This window comes from Amycolatopsis sp. NPDC004169 (assembly GCF_040610315.1).
Lineage (GTDB): Bacteria > Actinomycetota > Actinomycetes > Mycobacteriales > Pseudonocardiaceae > Amycolatopsis.
Map to the genome: position 1 here is coordinate 108855 of NZ_JBEXMD010000015.1, position 22160 is coordinate 131014.

Consider the following 22160-nt stretch of genomic DNA (forward strand, 5'->3'; position numbering starts at 1 on the left):
GACATCCTCCCTTTTCTTGTTTTCACGGTTGGTGACCGATCGGGCCAGGTGAGGGATGCCGCGTAACCGACGCCCGCAGGACCGGGAAGAGAAGCGCGGCGAGATCGTCGCCGCGGCCACGCGGTTGTTCGTGGACGAGGGCTACGAACTCACGACGGTGGCGCGGATCGGGCGCGAGGCCGGGGTCACCTCCAACACCGTCTACTGGTACTTCAAGGACAAGGACGAAGTACTGGTCGCCGTGCTGGACGCGCTGTTCGCGCAGTTCCTCGCCGGCGTGGCGGAACGCTCGGCCGAACCGCCGGTCGAGCAGCTGCTGTGGGCGGTCGCCGAGTTGCGGCGGGTCGACCGGCTGATCACGACGGTGCACGCCAGGGTTGCCGCCTCGGAGTCACTGCGGGTGTGGCACGACGGCTTCCACGCGCAGGTGGAGGCGATCCTGCGGTGGCACCTGGCCGCGCTGGGCGTGCCGGAGACCGAGCAGGACGCGATGACGCGGATCGGGGTGTTCGTCGTCGAAGGGATGCTGACCCACGCGAACGACGCCGCGGGCGATCGCGGCGTCGTCGAGGCGTTGGTGCGCAGTGCCCGCGGCATCGCCGCCGTGGCGGGTTCCCCCGACGGCCGGTCGGCTACCGGCTGAACCGCGCCGCGAGGAACCGGATCTGGTCGGCGACGGCACGCTCGAACAGGTCACCGACGTAGATGTCGAAGTGGTCACCGTCGTAGTGGTTGACCTGGACGTGGTCCTGCCCGGCCGCGAGGCGGGCCGTGGTGCGCGCCGGGGCGGCGCGGTCGTCGTCGCACACGCACAACAGGGTCGCCGCGGTGATCTTGCGCAGGCGCTTGCCCGGCCGGTACAGCGGCAACCGCAACGCGAGCCGGGCCGCGACCGCGTTGGCGCTGTCACCACCACCTTCCGAACCCTTCATGACGCCCCAGATCGTGTCGCGGCCGACCGCGGTGTCACCGGGGTGGAACGGCTGCCCGCCCGTCTCGACGGTCGCGGACAACCCGTGGCCCACGGCGGGGATCCGGGCCAGGACCCCGGCGGTGCGCGGCGAAAGCCGGGACCCCGCCGGGATCAGCTTCGACGCCGCGGCGATCGCGGTCGGCGACACCAGGAAAGCGGGCATCCACCACACCCCGACCACCGGAGCCAGCACCGGCTTCGCCCGGAACACCGACCCGACGACGTCGAGCACGGCGGCGATGACGAGCCCGGCCATGCTCACCGGACTGGACCGGAACCGCGAGAGCAAGGACGCCGGACCGTCGGTGAACGGGCACTGGGCCACCACCGCGGCCAGCTCGTGGTCCTCGCTCGCGATGCGCAGCACGTGCCCGCCGCCGAACGAGGTCCCCCACACCGCGATCCGGTCCGGGTCGACCTCCGGCAGGGACCGGCCGTAGGCCAGTGCCGCCCGCCAGTCGTCGAGCTGGTCGCCGATGTCGAGCAGTTGCCGGGGAGAGCCCTCGCTGGCCCCCAGGTAGCGGTAGTCGAACACCAGCACCGCCCAGCCCTGCGCGGCGAACCGTTCGGCGAACGCGTCCAACCGCCACTCCCGCACCGCTCCCAGCCCGTGCGCCATGACCACCAACGGCCGAGGCCCGCCACCCGCGGCCGGCAGGTACAGCCACGCCGCGCACCGCACGCCTCCGGACTCGAACCACACGTCCCGTCGCACCGACGCCGTGTGGCTGTCCTTCTCCGCCGCAATTCCCATCGCCCACCTTCGTTCAGCTCTTGACTTGCAATCAAGAGCAGGCCGACGGGAAGGCTAGAGCTCTTCTTGATTGGAAGTCAAGAAGAGGCTGGGCGGCTCGTGGTGTCAGCCGGTGCGCGAACAGGGCGTGGTCTTCGCCGTCGCTGCCGAGCGTCGTGCCCCGGCGTGGACCTTCTGCTCGGGCAGCCACCCGACCGGACCGAGGTCACGCAGGTTCGCGTAGTGCGGGTACGGGTCCAGGATCGCCTGCGGGGCATAGTCGTCCGGCCGGTAGACCGGCACGTCGGGGCATCGTCGCTCCTTGTCAGGGGTACCGGCACCGGGAGAGGCGGCGACCGGCGCTCAGCACCGTCCCGTCCGGACGGACGACGGCCGCGCCGGTACGCAGCCAGCGCCGCAGCTCGCCGGAGAGCCGGGTGGGGACGAGGACCGCGCCGGACTCGCGGATGGCGGCCCACTCGGTCTCCGACGGCGTTTTCGTGGTGACGACGGCGAAGCGGCCGCCGGCGACGTCGTCGAAGCGGGTTCCGTCGTCGAGGAGGGCGTTGGGGCACAGCCGTCCCGCCAGGGACCGCCCGAAGCGGGGCCGCACGACCAGGTCCGAGCGGTGCAGTCCCGGCGTCGCGCTGTCGAGGACGCGGCCGCTCAGGCGCGGCGCGACCACCCGGCGGATCAGGTCGCCGAACCGCCCGCCTTCGGTCATGGCCCTGCCGATCAGCACGGCCCGCCGGATCATCGCGCGCGCGTGCGGCTTGCGTTCGGCCTCGTAACTGGCGAACACGCGCTCGGGCAGGGTCCCGTCCAGCACACCGGCGACCTTCCAGGCCAGGTTAACGGCGTCACGCAGGCCGGCGCCCATCCCCTGGCCGATGAACGGCGGGGTGAGGTGGGCGGCGTCGCCGAGCAGGAACACGCGGCGGTCGCGCCACCGGTCCGCGACCCGCGCGCGGAAGGTGTACTCCGCGACGCGGACGATCTCCAGCTCCGCGGCCGGGACGTGCCCGGTCCACGGCGCGATCAGCGGGTGCAGCCGGTCCAGCGTGTGGAAGCCGTCGGCGGTCTCTCCCGGCAGCAGCCGGAATTCCCAGCGGTAGCGGGTTTTCCCGATGCGCATGTAGGTCGCCGCGCGGACCGGGTCGCAGACCTGGTGCACGCCCTCCCACTGGCCGAGGTCGGCGGTGGTGGCGATGTCCACCACGAGCCAGCGCTGGTCGAACTTCAGGTCCGCCATCGTCGCGCCGATCGCCGTCCGCACGACGCTGTTGGCGCCGTCGCAGCCCAGGACGTAGTCCGCGTCGATCGTCTCGCGCGCGCCGGTGCCGCGGTCGGTCACCTCGACCCGCACGCCGGTGCCGTCCTGCCGGATCCCGGTCACCTCGGTGTTGCCGCGCAGGGTGACCGCGCCGACCGTCGCCAGGTGGGCGCGGAGCAGGTGCTCGAGGTCGGGCTGGTCGAACATGTTCGCCTCGGGGTAGCCGTGGCGGCCGCCTCCCGGGGAACGGCGGAACTCGGCCAGCACCCGCAGGCCCGGGTCGAGCAACCGCAGCCCGTGGCAGGGCCGGGAGATGGCCGCGAACTCCGCGGCCAGCCCGAGCCGGCCGAGGATGCGGTGCACCTCGTCGTCCAGGTGCACCGCGCGCGGCTGCGGGTAGACCGATTCCCAGCGCTCCAGCACCAGGCATTCGACGCCGTACCGGCCGAGCAGGGCCGCGGCCGTCAGCCCGGTCGGGCCCGCGCCGACGATGACGACCGGCACCCTCACGGCGACACCCCGAGCGCCACCAGGTAGCCGGCGACGAGCACCGCGCAGACCAGCGCCGGCGCGAGGTCGCGGCCGCGGTCGTGGACGCGCACGTGCGTGATGACGGCGCCGGCGAGCAGGAGGAGTAGGCCAGCGCCGGCCAGCGCGCCGAGGACCGGCACGGTCAAGCCGAGCAGGAGCCCGGCGGCTCCGGCGATCTGCAACGCCCCGATACCGCGGTAGGCGGTGACGGAAAAGCCGGTGTGCGCGGCGCGTTCCCGCATGGGCGCGAGCGCGAGCAGGCTGGCCGCGCCGGAGAGGAGGAAGATGACCGCCGCGAGGACGGACAGGGCGATCAACACGGTTTTCCTCCGAAGGCCAGCCGGGTGGGCACGGTGTAGCGGGCGAGGGTCGCGGCCACCTCCGGTTCGTCCACTTCGGACGGAAGGGTGACGGCGGCGACCACGGTCCCGTCCTCGATCACCGCGTCGACGCTCACCCCGTCGAACGCCGCCAGTGCCTCGGCGATCGCGCGGCGGGTGGCGTCGGCACGCAGGGCGAGCTTGTAAGGCTTGCCGACGTCGGTCACCGGCAGCGCGTCGAGCACCGTGACCGCCTTCGGCGCAGCAGCCCGCTCGGGCACGCGGCCGGCGGCCCACGTCCGCAGTTCGTCCTCGGTGACGGTGGCACCGGGAGCGAGGGTCACGTACGCGACGGGCACCTCCCCGGAATGCTCGTCCGGACGGCCGACCGCGCCGGCCGCGGTCACCTCGGGGTGGGTAAGCAGGGCGTCCTCGACCAGGGCCGGGTCGATGTTGTGCCCGCCGCGGATGATGAGGTCCTTGGCCCGGCCGGCCAGGTGCACGAACCCGTCGGCGTCCAACCGGGCCAGGTCACCGGTGGTCAGCCAGCCGTCGCGAAGTTTGCCGAGGCCGTCCAGGACGTACCCGGTTCCGGCACGCCCGACGACGTAGCCGGGGAACACGGCCGGGCCGCTGATGGCCAGCACCCCGGTCTCGCCGCTGGGCAGCTCCTCCCCCGTTTCCGGGTGCACAACCTTCATCCGCTGGTACGGCAGGCGCTGGCCGACGGCGCCGGGGCGCGGGTCGCCGGGGAAGCTGCGGGCGCTGGCGCAGGTGGCTTCGGTCAGCCCGTAGCCCTCGACCAGGGCGACGCCGGTGTGCGCCTGGAAGCCCTCGCGCACCGCCGCGGGCAGGGGTGAAGCGCCGACCATGGCGTAGCGCAGGCTCGAAATGTCGGCGTTCACCGGGCACTGCGCGAGCACCGCGTACACCGTCGGCACGGCGCTCATCGCGGCGATCCGGTGGTGCTCGACGAGCTTCCAGAACTCCCCGTACAGCGCGGGTTCCCGGTAGCCGAGCGGGCCGGCCCACACCGCGTGCTGCCCTCGGAACAGCGGCGCGAGCAGGGTGACCACCAGTGCGTTGACGTGGAACAGCGGCAGCGCCGCGAAGACGACCGAGCCGACGTCGAGCAGGGAGTTCGCCGCGATCATCCACGCGTCGGCGACCTCGTTGGCGTGCGTGTGCGCGGCCAGCTTCGGCGCCCCGGTGGTGCCGCCGGTGTGGAACAACGCGGCCAGGTCCGACGCCACCGGGAGCGCACCGGCGAACTCGGACGAGTCCATTGTGGAGGCGAGCTCGGCGAGGTAGCCGACGCGCACCCCGTCGACGGCGGGCAACGCGGGCGGTTCGCCTGCCGCGCCGGTCGGGCGCAGCACGAGGACGGCGTCCAGCTCGGCGGCCAGCGTCCGGGCGGTGTCCCAGGCTTCCGGCGCGAGTTCCGGACCGGCGGTGATCAGCACGCGCGCGCCGGACCGGCGGAGCAGCTCGCCGAGGTGGTCGCGGGCCAGGCCGCCGTTCAGCGGGGCCGCGACCCCGGCCAGCTGCGCGGCCAGCGTCGCCGGGATCAGGTCCGCGCAGTTCGGGGCCAGCAACGCCACCGCGTCGCCCCGCCGGACCCCGAGGTCGAGCAGCAGGTTCGCGTAGCGGTGGACGTCGGCGAGCAGCTCGGCGAACGTGCGCCGGACCGGTTCCCGCCACCGCGCGGCCTCGGGCAGGACGGTCGTCGCCGGGTGCTCCGGCCACCATCCGGCGGCCCGCAGGAGCAGGGCGTAGGTCGACTCCGGCAGGCCGCGGTCGGCGAGCGGGACGGCTTCGATCTCGGCCAGGTCGGCGGGCTCGGCGTAACGCGGCCACAGGGAAGCGCCCGTCATCGCCGGTACCTCACGACCGTGCGCTGGGTGCCGAGGTCGAGGGCACCGTCGTCGGTGGCGACCGAAGCCTCGACGACGTCGCCGTCGGCCAGGTACTTCGGGTTCTTCGCCTGGCCTTTGAAGAACAGCTTCCACTTCAGGGCCGGCGGCAGCAGCGCGGCGATCTTCTCCACCACTTTCGGCGGCGCGGACAACGCCGTGCCGACCGGAGTCCCCGTCAGCACCAGATCGCCGGGATCCAGCCGCTGGAACCGGGTCAACGCCTGCAGGGCCTCGAGCGGGCGGTGGATCATGTCCTCGCCGACGACCGCGTTCTGGCGGACCGTGCCGTTGACCGACAACCGCAGCCGCAGGTCGGCGAACCGCTTCAGCTCGTTGGCCTCCAAGAGGACGAGGACCGGCCCGGCCGGGGTGAACGTCGGGTACGACTTGGCCTCGTAGAACTGGGTCTGCGGCAGCTGGATGTCCCGGGCGGAGACGTCGTTGGTCACCACCAGGCCCGCGACGCACTCCTCGGCGATCTCGCTGCCGACCGGGATTTCCCGGCCGATGACCAGCCCGATCTCCACCTCGTAGTCGAGCAGCGTCACGTGCGGCGGCTTGACGACGTCGTCGAAGGGGCCGCTGATCGACCCGGACGCCTTGCGGAAGAACGTCAGCGGCACGGTTTCCGGGTCCATCCCGGCGTCGGTGACGTGCGAGGCGAAGTTGGTCATCTGGGCGACCACGCGGCAGGGCGCGGTGACCGGGGAAACCAGGTCGAGCGAGGCCACCGGCACGGTGTCCGTGGCCGCGGCGGCGATCGCCGCCCGGTCGCCGAGCAGTTCGGCGGTGGTCGTCGCGGCCGTCGGGATCTTCGCCGCGCCCGACGGGGTGGCGACGTACCAGGCGTCGGCGGTGCGCAGGATGGTCACGCTCATGAACGGGCCACCTTCAGCAGGCCCAGCAAGCGCTGGGCGTCGAATTCGTTGTCTTCGCGGAGCGCGGAGAACACCGCACGCAGTTCGCGCAGTGCTTCCCGGCCGGGCTTGACGCCGAGGAAGTCGGCGGTGGCGGGTGGCCCCCACTGGGCCAGCCCGGAGGCGGTCATCGGGGCCCAGCCGGGCTCGAGAGTGTTGTCGAACAGGTCGCCGTCGCTGAAGTGCTCGACCATGAACCCGTCCGGGTCACGCCAGTAGTCGAAGAGCTGGCTGCCCTCGACGTGCCTGCCGATGCCCCACGAGTGGTGGTAGCCGTGCTCGCGCAGGTACTCGCCACCGGCGGCCAGCGCGTCGAGGTCGGCGACCTGGTAGGCCGAGTGCACGTAGCGGTCGGCCGGGCCGAGCACCATGGCCAGCGTGTGGTGGTCGGCCGGGGTGGCCCCGCGGTCGCACCGGATGAAGCTCATCACCGGCCCGCGCTCGCGCTGCCCCGGGTAGTACAGGAAGTCGCTGACGATCAGGCCCAGGTGGTCCAGGTACCAGTCCAGGACCTCGCGGTAGCGGGTCGTCTGCAGCACCACGTGCCCGAGCCGCTGCGCCAGCGCCGGGGCCCGTGGCGGGCGTTGCGCGGCGTTGACCCGCCGGACCTCGTGCCCGAGGTTGAGCAGCTGTGGCTCCTGCGGCGCCAGCGCGGGCAGCTCGTGGGTGTCCGCGACGACCCGGACGCGCAGGCCGCTCGGGTCGGGCACGTCCACGACGACGCCGCCCAGCGTCTCCGGCAGCCTGGCGACCGCCCGGCCGGTGGCTTCGGCCAGCCGCAGGACGTCGCCCGGCGCCGCGGCCAGGAACGCCGGTCCGAGGAACTTCGACCGGGGGCCCTTGCGGATGAGCACGCACGGCGCGCCGGCGTCGGTGCCCCGCAGGTGCAGCTCGCGCCCGGTGCTGAGCACGGTGGTGAACCCGAAGGCACGGGCGAACACCTCCGCCCGCTCCAGGTCCGGTTTCTCGAATTCCAGCCACGCGAGGTCGTGCACCTTGATCACCGGGTTCGCCGCCCGGCCGGGGTGCTCACCCGCGACTGCGCCGTGCTCGCTGTGCAGCCCGCTGTGCGGATCTCCCACGGCTGCTCCCTCCCATCCACGATGATGACGACATCGTCAGTTACGAGCGTGTCCTCAGTCAAGAGTTTCTGACGATTTCCTCATCAGTGACGTCGTGAGCTACGATGCGGCGACGACCTGCGAAGACGGGAGCACGGATGCCGGAGCACGCTCCGAGCCGACTGGAACGGCGCAAGGCGCGCACCCGCGCCGCCCTGGTCCGAGCGGCCCAGGCACTGATCGCCGAGGGGAAGACGGCGGTGCCGATCCTGGAGATCACCCAGGCCGCCGACGTCGGGATGGGGTCGTTCTACAACCACTTCGAGACGAAGGAGCAGCTCTACCGGGCGGCGGTCGAGGACGCCCTCGACACCCACGGCGCCCTGCTGGACGAGCTGACCACCGGCCTCGACGACCCGGCCCAGGTCTTCGCGCAGAGCTTCCGGCTGACCGGGCGCCTGCACCGGAAGCACCCCGAGCTCAGCAAGGTCCTCCTGCACCACGGGCTCGAACTCGCCACCGCGGAAAGCGGGCTGGCTCCCCGGGCCCGCCGCGACATCGAGGCCGCCGTGCGAGCCGGCCGCTTCACCGTCACCGACCCCGAACTCGCCATGGTCACGGTCGCCGGCACCGCGCTCGGACTCGGCCACCTGCTGCACTGCCGGCCCGAGCGAGACGACGCCGCGGCGACCGACGAGGTGACCGAGGACCTGCTGCGCATGCTCGGCCTCACCGCGGCCGAAGCCCACGACATCTGCAGCAGGCCACTGCCCGACCTCGACGCCGCCGCGACGCCGGACACCGCCGCCTGAGCACAGCGTCCCGGCTTCGCGGAAAGTTACCACCGCCGACGGGGGCGAATGCCCTGGTGCACAGACGAGACCGGCACCGCTTCCACTCGGCCGATTGACGCCCGGCCCACCGCCGGTATCGTGTGGGAGCGCTCCCACACGACGACGTCAGGAGTTCCCGGTGGCTGCTCAGCGGTGGAATCGCCCACGGTCCGGCAAGCCCCTCGCGGCAGGCGGTTGCCTGGTGGCTGCGCTCCTGACCACCGCGGCACCACCGGCTTCCGCCGCCGGGCTCAGCCTGTCAGTGGACCTCCGCGCGGCCCGGCACGCGATCAGCCCGGACATCTACGGGATGAACGGCGGCGACCCCGCGCTCGTCGCCGAGCTCGGCACGCCGGTCTCGCGCTGGGGCGGCAACGCGAGCAGCCGCTACAATTTCAAGAACCACACCTACAACACCGGCAGTGACTGGTACTTCGAGAACATCGTGGCCGGGCCGGACAACACCCTCGAGGCCTACGTCCAGCGCAACCGCGACCGCGGGAGCAAGCAGGTCGTCACCCTGCCGATGTCCGGCTGGGTGGCGAAGGACGGGCCGGAGTGGCCGCACGCCTGTGGTTTCCCCGCCACCCGCTTCCCCAGCCAGGACTCGTTCGACCAGTGGGACGCCAACTGCGGCAACGGCCGGCTCGACAACACCGACCTGACCGGGGCCGAGCCGACGGACACCTCCGTCCCGGCGGACGCGGCCTTCGCCGGCGAAATGGTCTCGCACCTGGTGAGCCGGTTCGGCCCGGCGGCGCGCGGCGGCGTCCCCATCTACGAACTCGACAACGAACCGGTGCTGTGGAGCTCCACGCACCGGGACGTGCACCCGCAGCCGGTGAGCGACGACGAGCTGGGCAGCAAGAGCACGGCGACCGCCGCCGCCGTCAAGGCCGCCGACCCGCGCGCGGCGGTCCTCGGCCCTTCGGGCTGGGGCTACTGCGAATGGGTCGCGTCCGGTGTGGACGGTTGCGCCCCGGGCACCGACGCCGCCGCCCACGGCGGGCTCAACCTGTCCCAGTGGTTCCTGAAGAACATGAAGGACGCGAGCAACACCGCCGGCAAGCGGCTGCTCGACTACTTCGACCAGCACTACTACCCCCAGATCAGCGGCGACAAGACGCCCGAAGCCAACGCGTGGCGGCTGCGGTCGACGCGCTCCCTGTGGGACCCGTCCTACGTCGAGGAATCCTGGATCGGCCCGAGCGGGGTCAACGCGCCACCACTGCAGTTCATCCGCACGATGAAGCAGTGGGTCGACCGGTACTACCCCGGCACCCGGACCGCCATCACCGAATACAACTGGGGCGCCCTCGACGACATCAACGGCGCGCTGGCCGAGGCCGACGTCCTCGGCATCTTCGGCCGCGAGGGCCTCGACCTGGCCACCATCTGGGGCGAGCCCAAGCCCACGGACCCGGCCGCCTACGCGTTCCGGATGTACCGCAACTACGACGGTGCCGGCGGCAAGTTCGGCGACGTCAGCGTCTCGGCGGCCAGCACCGACCAGGGGCAGCTCGCGATCTACGGCGCGCAACGCCGCTGCGACGGGGCGCTCACGCTCATGGTGGTCAACAAGACGGCCACCGAGCTCTCCGCCCCGCTGTCGATCACCGGCGCCGCCGGCAAGGGCAAGGCGCAGCGGTTCACCTACGGCGCCGCCGATCTTTCCTCGATCGTGCGAGGCGGCGACCTGCCGGTGAACCGCGGCCGCGTCACCACGACCTACCCGGCGAACTCCATCACCCTGCTCGTCCTGCCGTAGCGTGCAGCCGGCGCAGGCCGGTGACGATCAGCTCCAGGCCGAAGGCGAACTCGTCCTCCAGCGGCACCGGCAACGAGTCCGCGGCCGCGCGCGTGGCCGGGAAGCCGGCGGGCGGCAGGTCGTGGAAGTGCGCTGACGCCCGCTCCCGTTCGGCGCCGTCCTCGGTGCCGGCGAGCTGGATGGCGAACCCGAGGACGTAGCGCGAGAGAGTCGCGTAGACGCGCGCCGCGACACTCGGCGGCAGCCCGCCGTCGAGCAGGACGGCCAGGCAGCGTTCCCGCAGCACCATCGCGTTCGGCCCGGTCGGGGTCTGCTCGATCAGCAGGGGCGCGACCCTCCGGTGCCGGCCCAGCGCGTCGAACATCGCCTGGGCGACGACCTGGCAGGCCTGGTCCCAGCTCAGCTCCGCCAGTGCCCGTGGATCGAGGTCGACCTCGCCGAACACCCGGTCGACGACGTGGTTGACCAACGTCGCCCGGTTGCCGAAGTGGCGGTAGAGCGTGGCCGTGCCGGATTCGAGCCGCTGGGCGAGGCTCCGCATCGACAGGGCCTCGGCGCCTTCCTCGTCGACGAGCTGCAGGGCCGCGGCGAGGATCCGGTCCAGCGGGACGGCGGGACGGCCTCGTGACCGCCGAGCGGCCGGGGACGGACTGGTCACCCGTTCAGTATGGCCGCGGTTGACACCCGCCGCAATAGTGGCAACACTGTTGCCATTATGGAGAGCACGCAGTCAGTGGCCATCGACGGCCAGCGCATCCACTACGTCCGCGCAGGCCGGGGGCCCGCCGTGGTGCTGCTGCACGGCAGCGGGTCCTCGCTGGAGGGCTTCGGACGGGTGGCGGAGCTGTTGTCGTCGTCCTTCGACGTGATCCGCCCGGACCTGCCCGGCTTCGGGCGGACGGGACCGCGGCCCGATCGCGACTACCGCGTCCGGACCTACGCGGGCACGATCGCTCGTTTCCTGACCGCCCTCGAGGTGCCGCACTTCGCGCTGGTGGGGAACTCGCTCGGCGGCAACATCGCGTGGAACCTCGCTCTGGACGCGCCCGAGCGGGTGGATCGGCTGGTGCTGGTCAACGCCACGGGCTACCCGGAGAAGACGCTGCCCGCCGGGTTGCGGCTGGCCCGGAACCCGGTGCTGCGCCCGCTGTTGCGACGCTGGCTGCCGCGGAGCGCGACCGAACGCGGTCTGCGCGAGGCCGTCGGCGCGAACTCGGCGATCGTGGACGACGCGATGGTCGACCGGGTGCACGCGCTGACCAGCCGTCCGGGGAACCGGTCGGCGTTCGTCGACTTCGCCACCACCGACCAGCCCGACCGCAGCGCCGACATCCCGAAGATCGCGGTCCCGACGCTGGTCCTGCGCAGCGCGGAGATCGACGGGCAGCACTTCGCCCGCGACATTCCCAGCGCCACCGAGCGCGTCCACGCCGACGGTGGCCACCTGCTGCCGGAAGAAGACCCGGCCTGGGTGGCGAAGGCGATCAGGGAGTTCCTGCAATGAAGTACTTCGTCGCCTCCGATGAGGATCGCCGGCTGGATGCGGCCACGCGGCCGGCCCTGCGCGGTGCCTTCGTCACCCTGTCCGACGGGGTGACGCACTACGAGCTGACCGGCCCCGACGACGGCGAACTCGCCGTGCTGGTTCCCGGCATCACGATCCCCTTGTCCTATTGGGACTCCCTCGCCGCGCGGCTGCACGCCCGCGGGCGGCGCACCCTGGCCTACAGTGCCTACGGGCGCGGCTGTTCCGACCGGGTCCGGGGCCGCTACGACGAAGCGTTGTTCGTGCGGCAGCTGGCCGAGCTCACCGCCGCGCTGAGCCTGAGCGGTCCGCACCACGTCGTCGGCACGTCGATGGGTGCCCTGGTCGCGATGGCCTACGCGAACCTCTTTCCCGAGACCGTGGCCACGCTCACGATCGTGGGCCCGGCCGGGCTGGGCGCGCGGCCGCTGCCGCAGCGGTTGCTGCGCAACGACACCGTGGCCGGGTTCGTCGCCCGGCGCTTCGGCCGCAAGCTCCTGGAAGGCCACCTCGGGCACAACGTCCGCGACCCCAGCCTGTCCGCCCGGCTGGTCGCCATGGTGCAGGACGCCTACCGCTACGAAGGCTCCCTCTACGCGTTCTTCCAGACCCTGCAGGACTTCCCGCTCCACGAGCGGCAGGACCTGTTCCGCAGCACGGGCAACCTGGGACTGCCGGTCCTGCTGGTGTGGGGCGACGACGACCGCGTCACCCCGATCACCCACCTGGACACCGTGCACGAACTGCTGCGTCCGCGGCAGACGCACGTGATCACCGAATGCGGCCACATGGCCCCCTACGAACGGCCGGACGACGTCGGCGACCTGCTCGCGTCGTTCACCGTTCCCCACCCGGAACGGCTCGAACCATGAACGACACCCTTGATGTCCTGATCGCCGGGGCCGGCCCGGCCGGCACCACCCTCGCCATCGACCTGGCCCGCCGCGGCCTGGCCGTCCGGATCATCGACAAGGCCCCGCACTCCTTCGACGGCTCCCGCGCCAAAGGCCTCCAGCCCCGCACGCTCGAGGTGTTCGACGACCTCGGCGCGCTCGACGACGTCCTCGCCGGCAGCAGCGACTACCCCCGGCTGGGTATTCACCTGGGTCCGGTCGCCGTGCCGTGGCGGATGTTCCGCAACCGCGGAGCCACCGCCGATGTCCCCTACCCGAACACCCGGCTGATGCCCCAGTCCCGCACCGACGCCGTGCTGCACGACCGGCTCGAGCAGCTCGGCGGCAAGGTCGAATACGGCCGCGAACTCACCGGCTTCGACCAGGACGACACGTCGGTCACCGCCACCGTGACCGGCGACCACGGCCCCGAACGGATCACCACCCGCTACCTCGTCGGCGCCGACGGCGGGTCCAGTGCCGTCCGCAAGCACCTCGACCTCGGCTTCCTCGGCGAGACCGACGAGCAGGACCGGATGCTGATCGTCGACGCCGTCACCACCGGCCTGTCCCGCGACCGCTGGCACGTCTGGCCCGGCGTGAAAGGCCGGTTCACCGGCGCCTGCCCGCTGCCGCACACCGACCTGTTCCAGTGGATGATCCGCCTGGCTCCCGGCGAAGAACCGCCCGAGGGCGAGGAGGCGATCACCCGGCGGATCCGGGCGCACACCCGCAACCGGCACATCGCCGTGCGCGACATCCAGTGGCGGTCGGTGTTCCGGCCCAACATCCGCCTGGTCGAGGCCTACCGCCGCGGCCGGGTCTTCCTCGCCGGCGATGCCGCCCACGTGCACACCCCCGCCGGGGCCCAAGGCCTCAACACCGGCATCCAGGACGCCTACAACCTCGGCTGGAAACTCGCCCAGGTCCTCGCCGGAGCCGACCCGCGGCTGCTCGACACCTACGAAGCCGAACGCCTCCCCATCGCCGCGGGCGTGCTCGGGTTGTCCACGAAGAAGTACGAAGGCCTCGCCGAATTCGACCCGTCGAGCCTGCGCCGCGGCAAGGACGAACAGCAGCTGTCCATCACCTACCACGGCGGCCCGCTCGCCCCGGCCGAAGCCGACCGCACGGCGACGTTGCAGATCGGCGACCGGGCCCCGGACGCCGACCTCGGCGGCTCACGGCTGTTCGGCACCTTCCGAGGGCCGCACTTCACCCTCCTCGCCCACGGCACGCAGGCCGCCGCGGCGAGCGCCGAACTCGACTGGCCCGCCACGGGAGCACCGCTGCGCCGCCTCACCGTCGACGGACCGGGCAGCTTCCGCACCGGCTACGGGATCGAAGGCGACACGCTGCTGCTCGTCCGGCCCGACGGCTACCTCGGGCACATCGCCACCCACGACTTCCTCGCCTCGACCCGCACCGCCGTCCGCACCATGACGCCGGATGTGCCGCGGTGAGCCGTGTCCTGCTGCGCGGCGCGCGCGTGATCACCATGGCGCCGCACCGGCCCGACGCCGAACGCGCCGACGTGCTCTCCGCCGCCCGCATCGCCCTCGCCGCCCAGCGGGGCCACGACCACGAGCGGCACCGGCAGGACACCGGTTCTTTCGCCCTCACCGCGACGATCACCGCCAAGCAGGCCCTGGCCTGGGCGACGACCGAAGGCGCCCGAGCGCTGGGCCTCGCCGATCGCGTCGGCCGGCTCGAAGCGGTCATGGTCGCCGTCCGCCGGCGCAAACGCGACCACGCCCTCGTCGACGTCGACCCCGGCAGGGTGCGATCCCCGCTCCACGAATCCGCCGAGCACCTCCTCGCGAGCTGATGGCCAGCCGAGCCGAACTCGCGAGCCGTACCCGGACGGACCTGCTGGCCGCGGCGAAGCGGCTGTTCGCCGAACGCGGCTACCTCGACACCAAGATCACCGACATCGCCGCCGCGGCCGGCCGTGCGGCGGGCTCCTTCTACACCCACTTCACCGGCAAGGAGCAGATCCTCGCGGCCCTGCGCGGCGAACTGGCCGCGGCCCCGCGTCCCACCACGGACACGATCCGCGAGCACATCACGGCCTGCTGGACGGCTTTGCGCACCCACCGCCCGACCGCCGTCGCCCTGCTGCAGTCGGCGATCGCGGCTTCCCCGGCGTCCGGGCGGCTGCGGGACGAGCTGGCCCACTGGACCACCCCGCTGAGGCGGCACCTGGAGGACCTGCGTGACCGCGGCCAGCCACTGCCCGGGGATCCCGAGCTGCTGGCCATCGCGGTGGGCGCGATGCTCGTCGGCCTCAACCACGCCCTGCCCAGCGCGGACGGCGCCACCGCCGACACCGTCACGAACCTCGTGCTCAACGGCCTGACCGGCGCTGAACGGTGAGATCGGCTCTCGCGGTCAGACGGTCGCCAGCGGGTGGGCGTGGCGCAGCCGGATGCTCTTGGCGGACAGGTAGCGGCGCCGGTCGGTGACCAGGATCGAGACCTGCGTCCCGACCACCAGCCACGCGGCGAGCTGGGCGACCCCGGTCGTGAGGCCGGTGCCGTCGGTGGCCGCGGCCCGCAGCGCCAGGACGGCGCCGTGGGTCGGGAGGTAGTCCGCGATGGCGTACAGCGGCCCCGGCAGCGTCGAGACGACGCCGGTCGCGCCCGCCAGGACCAGCACCGCGAGAGACGCTATCCGGCCGGCGCGGCCGAAGATCGCCGTGGCGGCCTGGTTCAGCGCGACGAACGCCGAGGCGGCCAGCAGCGCGATCAGCAGGAAGCCGAGGGTGCCGACGAACCCGAGTTCGAGCACCGGGACGGCGATCGCGGTGATGGCGACCGCGGCCAGGGCCGCCGCGGTGGCGCCGGGGATGGCGGCGCGGACGATGATCCGCCACGTCGGTTCGCGCGCGGTCAGGACGCCGTCCGGCACGGCCCGGGTGACGATGTAGGTGGCCAGCGCCAGCGCCCACAGGGCGAGCGCGGCGAACAACGTCAGGGCCAGGGTGCCGATCGGGGTGCCGTCGGTCGTGGCGGTGCTCGGGTCGGCCGCGACGGTCTTGAGGTGCGCGCGTTCGGCGTCGGTGTAACTGGGCACCTGATCGCGGCCCTGGTCCAGCTGGGTGGCGAGTTCCCGGGCGCCGTCGTCGGCCTTCTTGGTCCCGTCCTTCAGCTGCCCGGCTCCGGAGGCGAGCTTCTGCGCGCCGGAGTTCGCCTGCCGGACGCCGGTGTCGAGCTGCCTCGCGCCACTGGCGGCGGACGCGATGCCGGCGGCCAGCTCCTTCGACTTCGCGGCGAGCTGCGCGTTGCCGACGGCGACCTTGCGGGCGCCGGTGGCCAGGGCCTGAACGGCGTCGCGGGCCTTGACGGCGTTGGCGCGGACGGCGGCCTTGACGCCGTCGATCTTGCCCGCGTCGGTGGTGAACCGGTCCGCGGTCGCCCGGAGCCGGTCGCAGAACGCAGGGGAGCCGGTGCACTCGTCCGCGAGCTGCCGGAACTGCTGGGCCGCGCTGCTCGCCGACGGGACGGCGTCGAGCGCGGCGATGATCCGGTTGGCCAGCGGGACGACGACGCCGGCGAGCTGTTCGTTGCCGTCGGCGACCTGGTCGGCGCCGTCGGCCAGCTGCCGGGTCAGCGCGGGCAGCTGCGCGGTGTCGCGCTCGGCCTGGGTGAGCCCGGACGCCAGCTTGCCGGAGCCGGTGGCGAGCTGGGCGGTTCCGTTGGCGAGCTGGCCGGCGCCGGTGCGCAGCTGCCCGGCGGCATCGTCCAGCTGACGCGTCCCGTCGGCCAGCTGGGCCGCGCCGTCCGCGGCTTGGCCGACCTTCTGGTGCAGGGTGGTGAATCCGATGTAGACGTTGTCCAAATAGGTCTGCACGACCTGCTGGTTCAACGTCCGTTGGGTGGCCTGGGCGATGTGGTCGGCCAGGCCGGGGTCGCTGACGCCGGCCGCGTCGGAGGTCTGCACCTGCAGCTGCGCTTGGCGAGCCTCGAGCGGTTTGGCGGTGGCACTCGAGGTGGCGCGGGCGGAGAAGTCCTTCGGAATCGTCACCGTGGCCGCGTAGCTGCCGTCGGCGAGACCGGCGGCGGCGTCGTCGGCGTCGGTGAGGACCCAGTCGTAGGCCGAATCTTCGCTGTGGGTCAGGTAACCCGCCAGCTGACGGCCGAGAGGGATGGTCTGGCCGTTGACCTGGACGGGTTCGTCGTGGTTGACCACGGCGGCCTTGGCCGTGCCGTGGTTGGCGTCCGGTGTCCAGAACGCCCACGTGAGCAGGCCCATGACGATGAGCGGCACGGCGATCAGGCCGGCCCAGGTGCGCCAGGTCAGCGGCCCGGTGGCGAGGGCACGGGCGGAATCGGCGAACGGCTTGAGCATCAGCGGACCTCGGCGGGCTGGACGGCGGTGAGGGTGTGCAGGTGTGCGCCCGCGGGCAGCAGGTCCGCGATGCGTTCGGGGTCCTGGCAGGTCAGCACGAAAGTCGTGGCACCCCGCTCGGCGACGAGCCTGCGGACGTGGTCGCGGACGTCGGCGCGCAGCACGAGGTCGACGTCGTCGACCACGACGAGCCCGGCGTCGCCGTCGCGGGCGATCTGCCGGGCCGGGTCCGCTGTGCCGCGGCACGGGATGACGGCGACGTCGCGGCGCAGGGCGTGCGTGTGCTGGGGCAGCACCCGGCCGAGCACCTTGAGGTCGCCGGTGAACTTGGTGACCCGGCCGGCCAGCGTGTACGCCAGCGCGGTCTTGCCGCAGGCCCCCGTGCCGTGCAGCACCAGCACGCCGCCGCGGGGAACGCGCAGGTCGACGTCCCGGTACACCGGACGCCCGCGGTCGTCCTCCATGCGCAGGCCGCGGGCGCTGATCGCCTCGTCCGTGCCGGGCCAGTCCGCGAGCCGCAGTTCGTGCACGAGCGCGTCGCCCTCGGCGTCGAACACCGGCAGCGCGCGGTCCAGCTTCGGCGGCAGCCCCCAGGCCCGGCGGCCGAGCAACGCCAGCACGGCGGGCACCAGGGTCATCCGGACGATGAAGGCGTCGATGAAGACCCCGACGGCAAGGCTGAACGCGATGGGTTTGATGGTGGCGCTGCCTTCGGGCACGAACGCGGCGAACACCGCGAACATGATCACCGCGGCCGCGACCACCACGCGCGAGGCGGAGATGAACCCGGACTCGATCGCGTGGTGCGGATCGCGCGAGTGGACGTAGTCTTCGCGGATCCGGGAGACGAGGAAGACCTCGTAGTCCATGGCGAGTCCGAAGAGGACACCCATGAGGATGATCGGCAGGAAGCTGATCACGCTGCCGGTGTGCGTCACGTTCAGGACGTCCGCGAGGTGTCCTTGCACGAACACGAACGACGTCGCCCCGAAGGCCGCCGCGACCGAGAGCAGGTAGCCGGCGGTGGCCTTGATCGGCACCCAGATCGAGCGGAACACCATGGCCAGCAGGATCAGCGAGAGCCCGACGACCAGGATGCCGAACGGGAGCAGGGCGCTGCCGAGCTGGGCGGAGACGTCGATGCCGACCGCGGTGATGCCGGTGACCGCGGTCTGCGTGCCGTAGACCTCACGGAAGTGCGGCTCCAGCCCGCGCAGCCGGGCCACCAGGTCGTCGGTCTGCGCGGAGTCCGGCGCGGTGGTGGGGACGACCTGGATGATCCCGGTGTCGCCCTTGGGGTTCGGGGTGGCCAGCGGGACCGAAGCGACGCCGGGGACGTGCCGGATCTCGTCGGCGATCTTGTTCACCAGGCCGATCGGGTCGGTGCTGGTGATGATGTCGGCGGTGACGATCAGCGGGCCGTTGTAGCCGGGGCCGAAGTGTTCGCTGACGACTTCGTAGGTGTCGCGGGCCGGGCTGCCGTGCTCCTCGGTTCCGTTGTCCGGCAACGCCAGCCGCAGGCTCGTCGCGGGAATCGCGCACACCGCGAGCCCGCCGACCACGACCAGCACGGTGACCAGGGGCGCCTTCGTCGCGGCGCGGACCCACCAGCGCGCGATCCGCGGCTTCCGGCGGCGCCGGGTCCGCTTCGGTTTCGGGGCGCGCGGCCGCAACCGCTTGCCCGCGAAGGACATCAGCGCCGGCACCAGCGTGACGGCGATCCCGACCGCCAGTGCCACGGCCACCGCGGCGGCGACGCCCATGGTGGTCAGGAACGGGATCCCCGCGACGGCCAGGCCGAGCAGGGCGATGACGACGGTGAGGCCGGCGAAGATCACCGCCGAGCCGGCGGTGGCGGTGGCCCTGGCGATCGACTCCTCGACGTCGAGGCCTTCCGCGAGCTGGTCGCGGTGCCGGGACAGCAGGAACAGGGCGTAGTCGATGCCGACCGCGAGCCCGATCATCACCGCCAGCATCGGCGCGGTCGAGGAAATGGGCGTGACCGGGGTGGCGAGGAAGATCAGCCCGATCGCGACGCCGACCCCGAGGACCGCGGTGAGCAGCGGCATGACCGCGGCGATCAGGGACCGGAACATCAGCACCAGGACCAGTAGCGCGATGAGCAGGCCGATGCCCTCGGTGGGGCTGAGCTTCGGCACCCGGTCGGAGAACGCGTCGCCGCCGGTGTACACCTTCGCGCCGGTCTGGCGCCCGAGGTCGTCGGCGATCGTGGCGAGCCCGGCCTTGGTACCCGGGTCGACGGCGGCGAGCTGGACCTTCAGCGGTACGGCGATCAGCGCGGCCCGGTCGTCGTCCGATACCGCGCCGCTGACGTTCTCGTCGAACGGGTTCACGACGGTGGCGACCTGGTCCAGCTTCCCGATGCGGGTCACCGCCTGCGCCACCGCGGCACGGTTGCCCGGGGTGTCGGCCTTCGCGCCGTCCGGCACCACCAGGACCAGCTGGGCCGACGTGCCGCTGACTTCGGGGAAGACCCGGCCGAGGTGGTCCAGCGCGTCCTGGGACTCCGACCCGGGGATCGCGAAGGCGTCGTCGGTGCCCTGGTTGAACAGCAGGGCCGCCCCGCCGGCCGCGGCCAGGACCACCACCCACAGGGCCAGCACGAGCACTCGGGCGCGGGCGGCGGTGCGGCCCAGCCGGTAGAGGAACGACGACACGAGGCCTCCTGACCACGTTGGATACGTCGTGTATCGTAATGCAGGATGTATCCGATGCAGAGTGCATCGCGTCACTCCTCCGGGTGGACCGGGAAACGTAAGGTGGCGGCATGACGACCGGCGAGGCGAGCCCGAGAGGGATGACCCGGCGACGCGCGGAGACCCGGCGGCGGGTCATCGAGGCGGCGCACGACGTCTTCTCGGAACTGGGGATCCGCGACGCGCCGGTCGAGCTGATCTGCGACCGCGCGGGGTTCACCCGCGGCGCCTTCTACTCCAACTTCGCCAGCAAGGAGGAGTTGTTCCTCGCGGTCTACGAGGTGCAGATGCAGGAGCGCATCCAGCGGCTGCGCGCCGCGGTCGCCGAAGCCACCGCGACGGTGGACCCGACGTCCGCGGACGCGGCCACGCGCGTGCTGCAGGAGGCGGCCGCGCTGTTCATGGAGTCGCTGACCGCGGACGAGACGTGGTACCTGCTCAACGCCGAATTCCGCGCCCAGGCCCTGCGCCAGCCCGAACTGCGCGCACCGACGGCCGCCGCCGAGCGCCGGTTCCACGCCGCCCTCGCCGGAATCCTGCTCGACCTGGTCGGCCGGCTGGGCCTGCGCCTGGCGGTCGAACCCGAGAGCGCCGTCATCACGATCGTCCGGCTGTACGAGACGATGCTCGAACGAGCAATCCTCGACGAACTGCCCGACCGGGCGGACAACCGTTACGTCAACCAGGTGCTGCCCCGGCTGCTGACCGCACTGGTCACCCCGGACGAGGACTGACGGCCTCGTCCGCACGCCGGGCCGATGGGCCTGAAAGCGTTTTCAGCACCGACGACCCGCCAACCGCGGCCTCGCCCTCTCGCACCACAACATCGACGACGGCTGGGACCTCTACACCAAGACCGACACGGTCCCGTCAGCCCGGTGACCATCGAGGACTCCCTCGCCTACGCCAACGGCACCCTCGGCGACGGCACGGTCAACAAGAACGGCGACCGCAACGGCCACCACGGGTTCACCCACAACAGCAATCCCGGCTCCATGTCCGTCTCGGACGACGTCGGCATCGACAACGCCGAACGCAACTTCTCCTTCGACACCGGGACTTCGGTGTTCCGCAACGACACCTCGTGCCGCTTCGCCGGTGGCGGGTCGAACGACAAGACCGTCGGCAGCGTTGACAGCTCGGACCAGTTCTGGACGGGCGAGAACGGGTCGCGGTGCGCGTCCTACACCGGCACGGTGAAGTGGTCCTTCGCCTCCGACGGGCGGCTCGTGGCCACCTTCGGCTGATCGCTACCGCCCGTGAACGCCGTCACCCGATCCTGTCGAAATCCTGTGAACCGGACAGAACTGGCACTCCACGGCCGTCCCGTGCGTTGTCGGAGCAGGAAGAACGGAGGGGCCATGGGTGCGCTAGGGACGCTGCTCGGGTTCGCGCTGAGCCTGTACCTGCTGGTGCTGGTCGCGCGGATGGTGCTGGACTGGGTCGCGGTGGTCGGCAACACCCCGCCGTGGGCGCGGCGCGCCCGCGGCCTGGCCTACGCCGCGACCGAGCCGGTGATCGGGCCGGTGCGGCGGGTCGTGCGGCCGGTGCGGATCGGCGGGATTTCGCTCGACCTCGCCTTCACGCTCGTCTTCATCGGCGTGATCGTGCTGCGAAGCATCGTGTACGCGCTTTAAAGCGTGCCGCGGAACCCGGCGGACAGCCGATCGACGCTGCGCTCGAGTTCGGCGCGCAGGCCGCGCAGGTCGACGCCGTCGGGGTCGATCAACGCCTGCATCGAGATCCCGCGCAGCTGGGCCAGCAACGCCGAGGCGTACGAATCGGGGTCGCGGACACCGGTGATGGAGCCGTCCGCGACCCCGCTGGCCACGGTCTGCGCGATGGCGAACCGGAACCGGCGGTCGGCCTCGGTCAGCGCGCCGCGCAACGCCGAGTACTCCGCCGCCGCGTCGCCCCAGAGGGCCAGGAAGGCCTGGTTGAGCGTCGGCATCGTGCGGATCAGCTCGAAGATGATGTCCAGCAGCGCCCGCAGCATGTCCATCGGCGTCGCGTTCGCCGAGCCGGTGCGGGCCGCGACGGCCTCGCTGTAGGCGTCGGTGAACGCCGCCACGGCGTGCTCGACGAGCCGTTCCCCGAGCCCGTCCTTGTCGCCGAAGTGCTGGAAGACGACCGACCGCGCGTAGCCCGAGCGGGCGCAGACGCCGCCGATCTTCAACCGGCCGAAGCCCTCTTCGGCGATCAGGTGTGCAGCGGCATCCAGGATGCGTGCCTCGACGACTTCGTCGCCGTCCTCCTGGATCCGGCCGTCGGCGGCGCGGTCCACCCGGGTCATGTTAGCGAGTGCAACCGCGGCGCACTGACCGAACCGTCAGCGGACCGTGCGAGGACG

The 22160-nt window shown here is 72.2% G+C and carries 22 protein-coding genes; 11 read left to right on the forward strand and 11 right to left on the reverse strand.

From position 1 onward, the window contains the following. The first annotated feature begins 55 nt into the window (after positions 1-55). Entirely contained in the window at positions 56-643 is a 588-nt protein-coding gene (locus ABZX11_RS21895) for a helix-turn-helix domain-containing protein (RefSeq protein ID WP_354915585.1), read from the forward strand. On the opposite strand, the gene ABZX11_RS21900 is transcribed toward ABZX11_RS21895, so the two are convergent. The 7 genes from ABZX11_RS21900 to ABZX11_RS21930 all read right to left on the reverse strand — a co-directional run bounded on the left by ABZX11_RS21900 (position 633) and on the right by ABZX11_RS21930 (position 7745). Continuing rightward, positions 633-1727 carry an alpha/beta fold hydrolase gene (locus ABZX11_RS21900; RefSeq protein WP_354915588.1) on the reverse strand — a complete coding sequence of 365 codons (1095 nt, stop codon included), beginning with the start codon at positions 1725-1727 and terminating at the stop codon, positions 633-635. The genes ABZX11_RS21895 and ABZX11_RS21900 overlap by 11 nt on opposite strands. A gap of 105 nt (positions 1728-1832) precedes the next feature. After that, the gene (locus tag ABZX11_RS21905) at positions 1833-2009 is read right to left on the reverse strand and encodes a hypothetical protein (protein ID WP_354915591.1); all 177 of its coding nucleotides are present in this window, start codon (positions 2007-2009) and stop codon (positions 1833-1835) included. A gap of 22 nt (positions 2010-2031) precedes the next feature. Continuing rightward, positions 2032-3489: a bifunctional 3-(3-hydroxy-phenyl)propionate/3-hydroxycinnamic acid hydroxylase gene (locus tag ABZX11_RS21910; RefSeq protein WP_354915594.1), complete on the reverse strand. Its 1458-nt coding sequence runs from the start codon at positions 3487-3489 to the stop codon at positions 2032-2034. Further along, positions 3486-3830 (reverse strand): DoxX family protein, encoded by a 345-nt coding sequence (locus ABZX11_RS21915; RefSeq protein ID WP_354915597.1) that lies wholly within the window; start codon positions 3828-3830, stop codon positions 3486-3488. Before ABZX11_RS21915 ends, ABZX11_RS21910 begins: the two co-directional genes overlap by 4 nt. Beyond that, positions 3824-5704, reverse strand: coding sequence for an acyl-CoA synthetase (locus ABZX11_RS21920; protein ID WP_354915600.1), 1881 nt, complete (start codon positions 5702-5704; stop codon positions 3824-3826). The genes ABZX11_RS21915 and ABZX11_RS21920 overlap by 7 nt, the downstream gene beginning before the upstream one ends. After that, the gene (locus ABZX11_RS21925) at positions 5701-6624 is read right to left on the reverse strand and encodes a fumarylacetoacetate hydrolase family protein (protein ID WP_354915603.1); all 924 of its coding nucleotides are present in this window, start codon (positions 6622-6624) and stop codon (positions 5701-5703) included. Before ABZX11_RS21925 ends, ABZX11_RS21920 begins: the two co-directional genes overlap by 4 nt. Continuing rightward, positions 6621-7745, reverse strand: a complete 1125-nt coding sequence (locus tag ABZX11_RS21930; protein WP_354915606.1) for a VOC family protein — start codon at positions 7743-7745, stop codon at positions 6621-6623. Before ABZX11_RS21930 ends, ABZX11_RS21925 begins: the two co-directional genes overlap by 4 nt. Before the next feature lie 137 nt (positions 7746-7882). Here ABZX11_RS21930 and ABZX11_RS21935 point away from each other — a divergent pair, with 137 nt between their 5' ends. Together ABZX11_RS21935 and ABZX11_RS21940 are read left to right on the forward strand one after the other, a co-directional pair. After that, positions 7883-8536 carry a TetR/AcrR family transcriptional regulator gene (locus tag ABZX11_RS21935; RefSeq protein WP_176175168.1) on the forward strand — a complete coding sequence of 218 codons (654 nt, stop codon included), beginning with the start codon at positions 7883-7885 and terminating at the stop codon, positions 8534-8536. Positions 8537-8759: 223 nt separating this feature from the next. Then, positions 8760-10325 (forward strand): glycoside hydrolase family 44 protein, encoded by a 1566-nt coding sequence (locus ABZX11_RS21940; protein ID WP_354915609.1) that lies wholly within the window; start codon positions 8760-8762, stop codon positions 10323-10325. Here the strand turns inward: ABZX11_RS21940 and ABZX11_RS21945 are convergent. Then, positions 10303-10983 (reverse strand): TetR/AcrR family transcriptional regulator, encoded by a 681-nt coding sequence (locus ABZX11_RS21945; RefSeq protein ID WP_354915612.1) that lies wholly within the window; start codon positions 10981-10983, stop codon positions 10303-10305. The genes ABZX11_RS21940 and ABZX11_RS21945 overlap by 23 nt on opposite strands. Before the next feature lie 57 nt (positions 10984-11040). Between ABZX11_RS21945 and ABZX11_RS21950 the strand changes: the two genes are divergently transcribed. From ABZX11_RS21950 to ABZX11_RS21970, 5 genes are read left to right on the forward strand one after another with little or no spacing between them, the layout of a single operon-like run. Continuing rightward, positions 11041-11829 carry an alpha/beta hydrolase gene (locus tag ABZX11_RS21950; protein WP_354915615.1) on the forward strand — a complete coding sequence of 263 codons (789 nt, stop codon included), beginning with the start codon at positions 11041-11043 and terminating at the stop codon, positions 11827-11829. After that, positions 11826-12722, forward strand: a complete 897-nt coding sequence (locus ABZX11_RS21955; RefSeq protein ID WP_354915618.1) for an alpha/beta fold hydrolase — start codon at positions 11826-11828, stop codon at positions 12720-12722. The genes ABZX11_RS21950 and ABZX11_RS21955 overlap by 4 nt, the downstream gene beginning before the upstream one ends. Then, entirely contained in the window at positions 12719-14206 is a 1488-nt protein-coding gene (locus ABZX11_RS21960; RefSeq protein ID WP_354915621.1) for an FAD-dependent oxidoreductase, read from the forward strand. Before ABZX11_RS21955 ends, ABZX11_RS21960 begins: the two co-directional genes overlap by 4 nt. Next, a complete protein-coding gene (locus tag ABZX11_RS21965) occupies positions 14203-14571 on the forward strand; it encodes an amidohydrolase family protein (protein ID WP_354915624.1) in 369 nt (122 codons plus the stop codon). The genes ABZX11_RS21960 and ABZX11_RS21965 overlap by 4 nt, the downstream gene beginning before the upstream one ends. After that, positions 14571-15119: a TetR family transcriptional regulator gene (locus ABZX11_RS21970; protein WP_354915627.1), complete on the forward strand. Its 549-nt coding sequence runs from the start codon at positions 14571-14573 to the stop codon at positions 15117-15119. The genes ABZX11_RS21965 and ABZX11_RS21970 overlap by 1 nt, the downstream gene beginning before the upstream one ends. A 15-nt stretch (positions 15120-15134) precedes the next feature. On the opposite strand, the gene ABZX11_RS21975 is transcribed toward ABZX11_RS21970, so the two are convergent. Together ABZX11_RS21975 and ABZX11_RS21980 are read right to left on the reverse strand one after the other, a co-directional pair. Continuing rightward, the gene (locus ABZX11_RS21975) at positions 15135-17093 is read right to left on the reverse strand and encodes a YhgE/Pip family protein (protein ID WP_354915630.1); all 1959 of its coding nucleotides are present in this window, start codon (positions 17091-17093) and stop codon (positions 15135-15137) included. After that, entirely contained in the window at positions 17093-19771 is a 2679-nt protein-coding gene (locus tag ABZX11_RS21980) for an MMPL family transporter (RefSeq protein ID WP_354915633.1), read from the reverse strand. Before ABZX11_RS21980 ends, ABZX11_RS21975 begins: the two co-directional genes overlap by 1 nt. Before the next feature lie 110 nt (positions 19772-19881). Here ABZX11_RS21980 and ABZX11_RS21985 point away from each other — a divergent pair, with 110 nt between their 5' ends. The 3 genes from ABZX11_RS21985 to ABZX11_RS21995 all read left to right on the forward strand — a co-directional run bounded on the left by ABZX11_RS21985 (position 19882) and on the right by ABZX11_RS21995 (position 21447). Continuing rightward, positions 19882-20544 (forward strand): helix-turn-helix domain-containing protein, encoded by a 663-nt coding sequence (locus ABZX11_RS21985; RefSeq protein WP_354915636.1) that lies wholly within the window; start codon positions 19882-19884, stop codon positions 20542-20544. Between the two features lie 144 nt (positions 20545-20688). Further along, positions 20689-21057, forward strand: coding sequence for a hypothetical protein (locus ABZX11_RS21990; RefSeq protein WP_354915639.1), 369 nt, complete (start codon positions 20689-20691; stop codon positions 21055-21057). A gap of 114 nt (positions 21058-21171) precedes the next feature. Continuing rightward, entirely contained in the window at positions 21172-21447 is a 276-nt protein-coding gene (locus ABZX11_RS21995; protein ID WP_176175160.1) for a YggT family protein, read from the forward strand. Here the strand turns inward: ABZX11_RS21995 and ABZX11_RS22000 are convergent. After that, positions 21444-22103: a TetR/AcrR family transcriptional regulator gene (locus tag ABZX11_RS22000; protein WP_176175159.1), complete on the reverse strand. Its 660-nt coding sequence runs from the start codon at positions 22101-22103 to the stop codon at positions 21444-21446. The genes ABZX11_RS21995 and ABZX11_RS22000 overlap by 4 nt on opposite strands. Between the last annotated feature and the right edge of the window lie 57 nt (positions 22104-22160).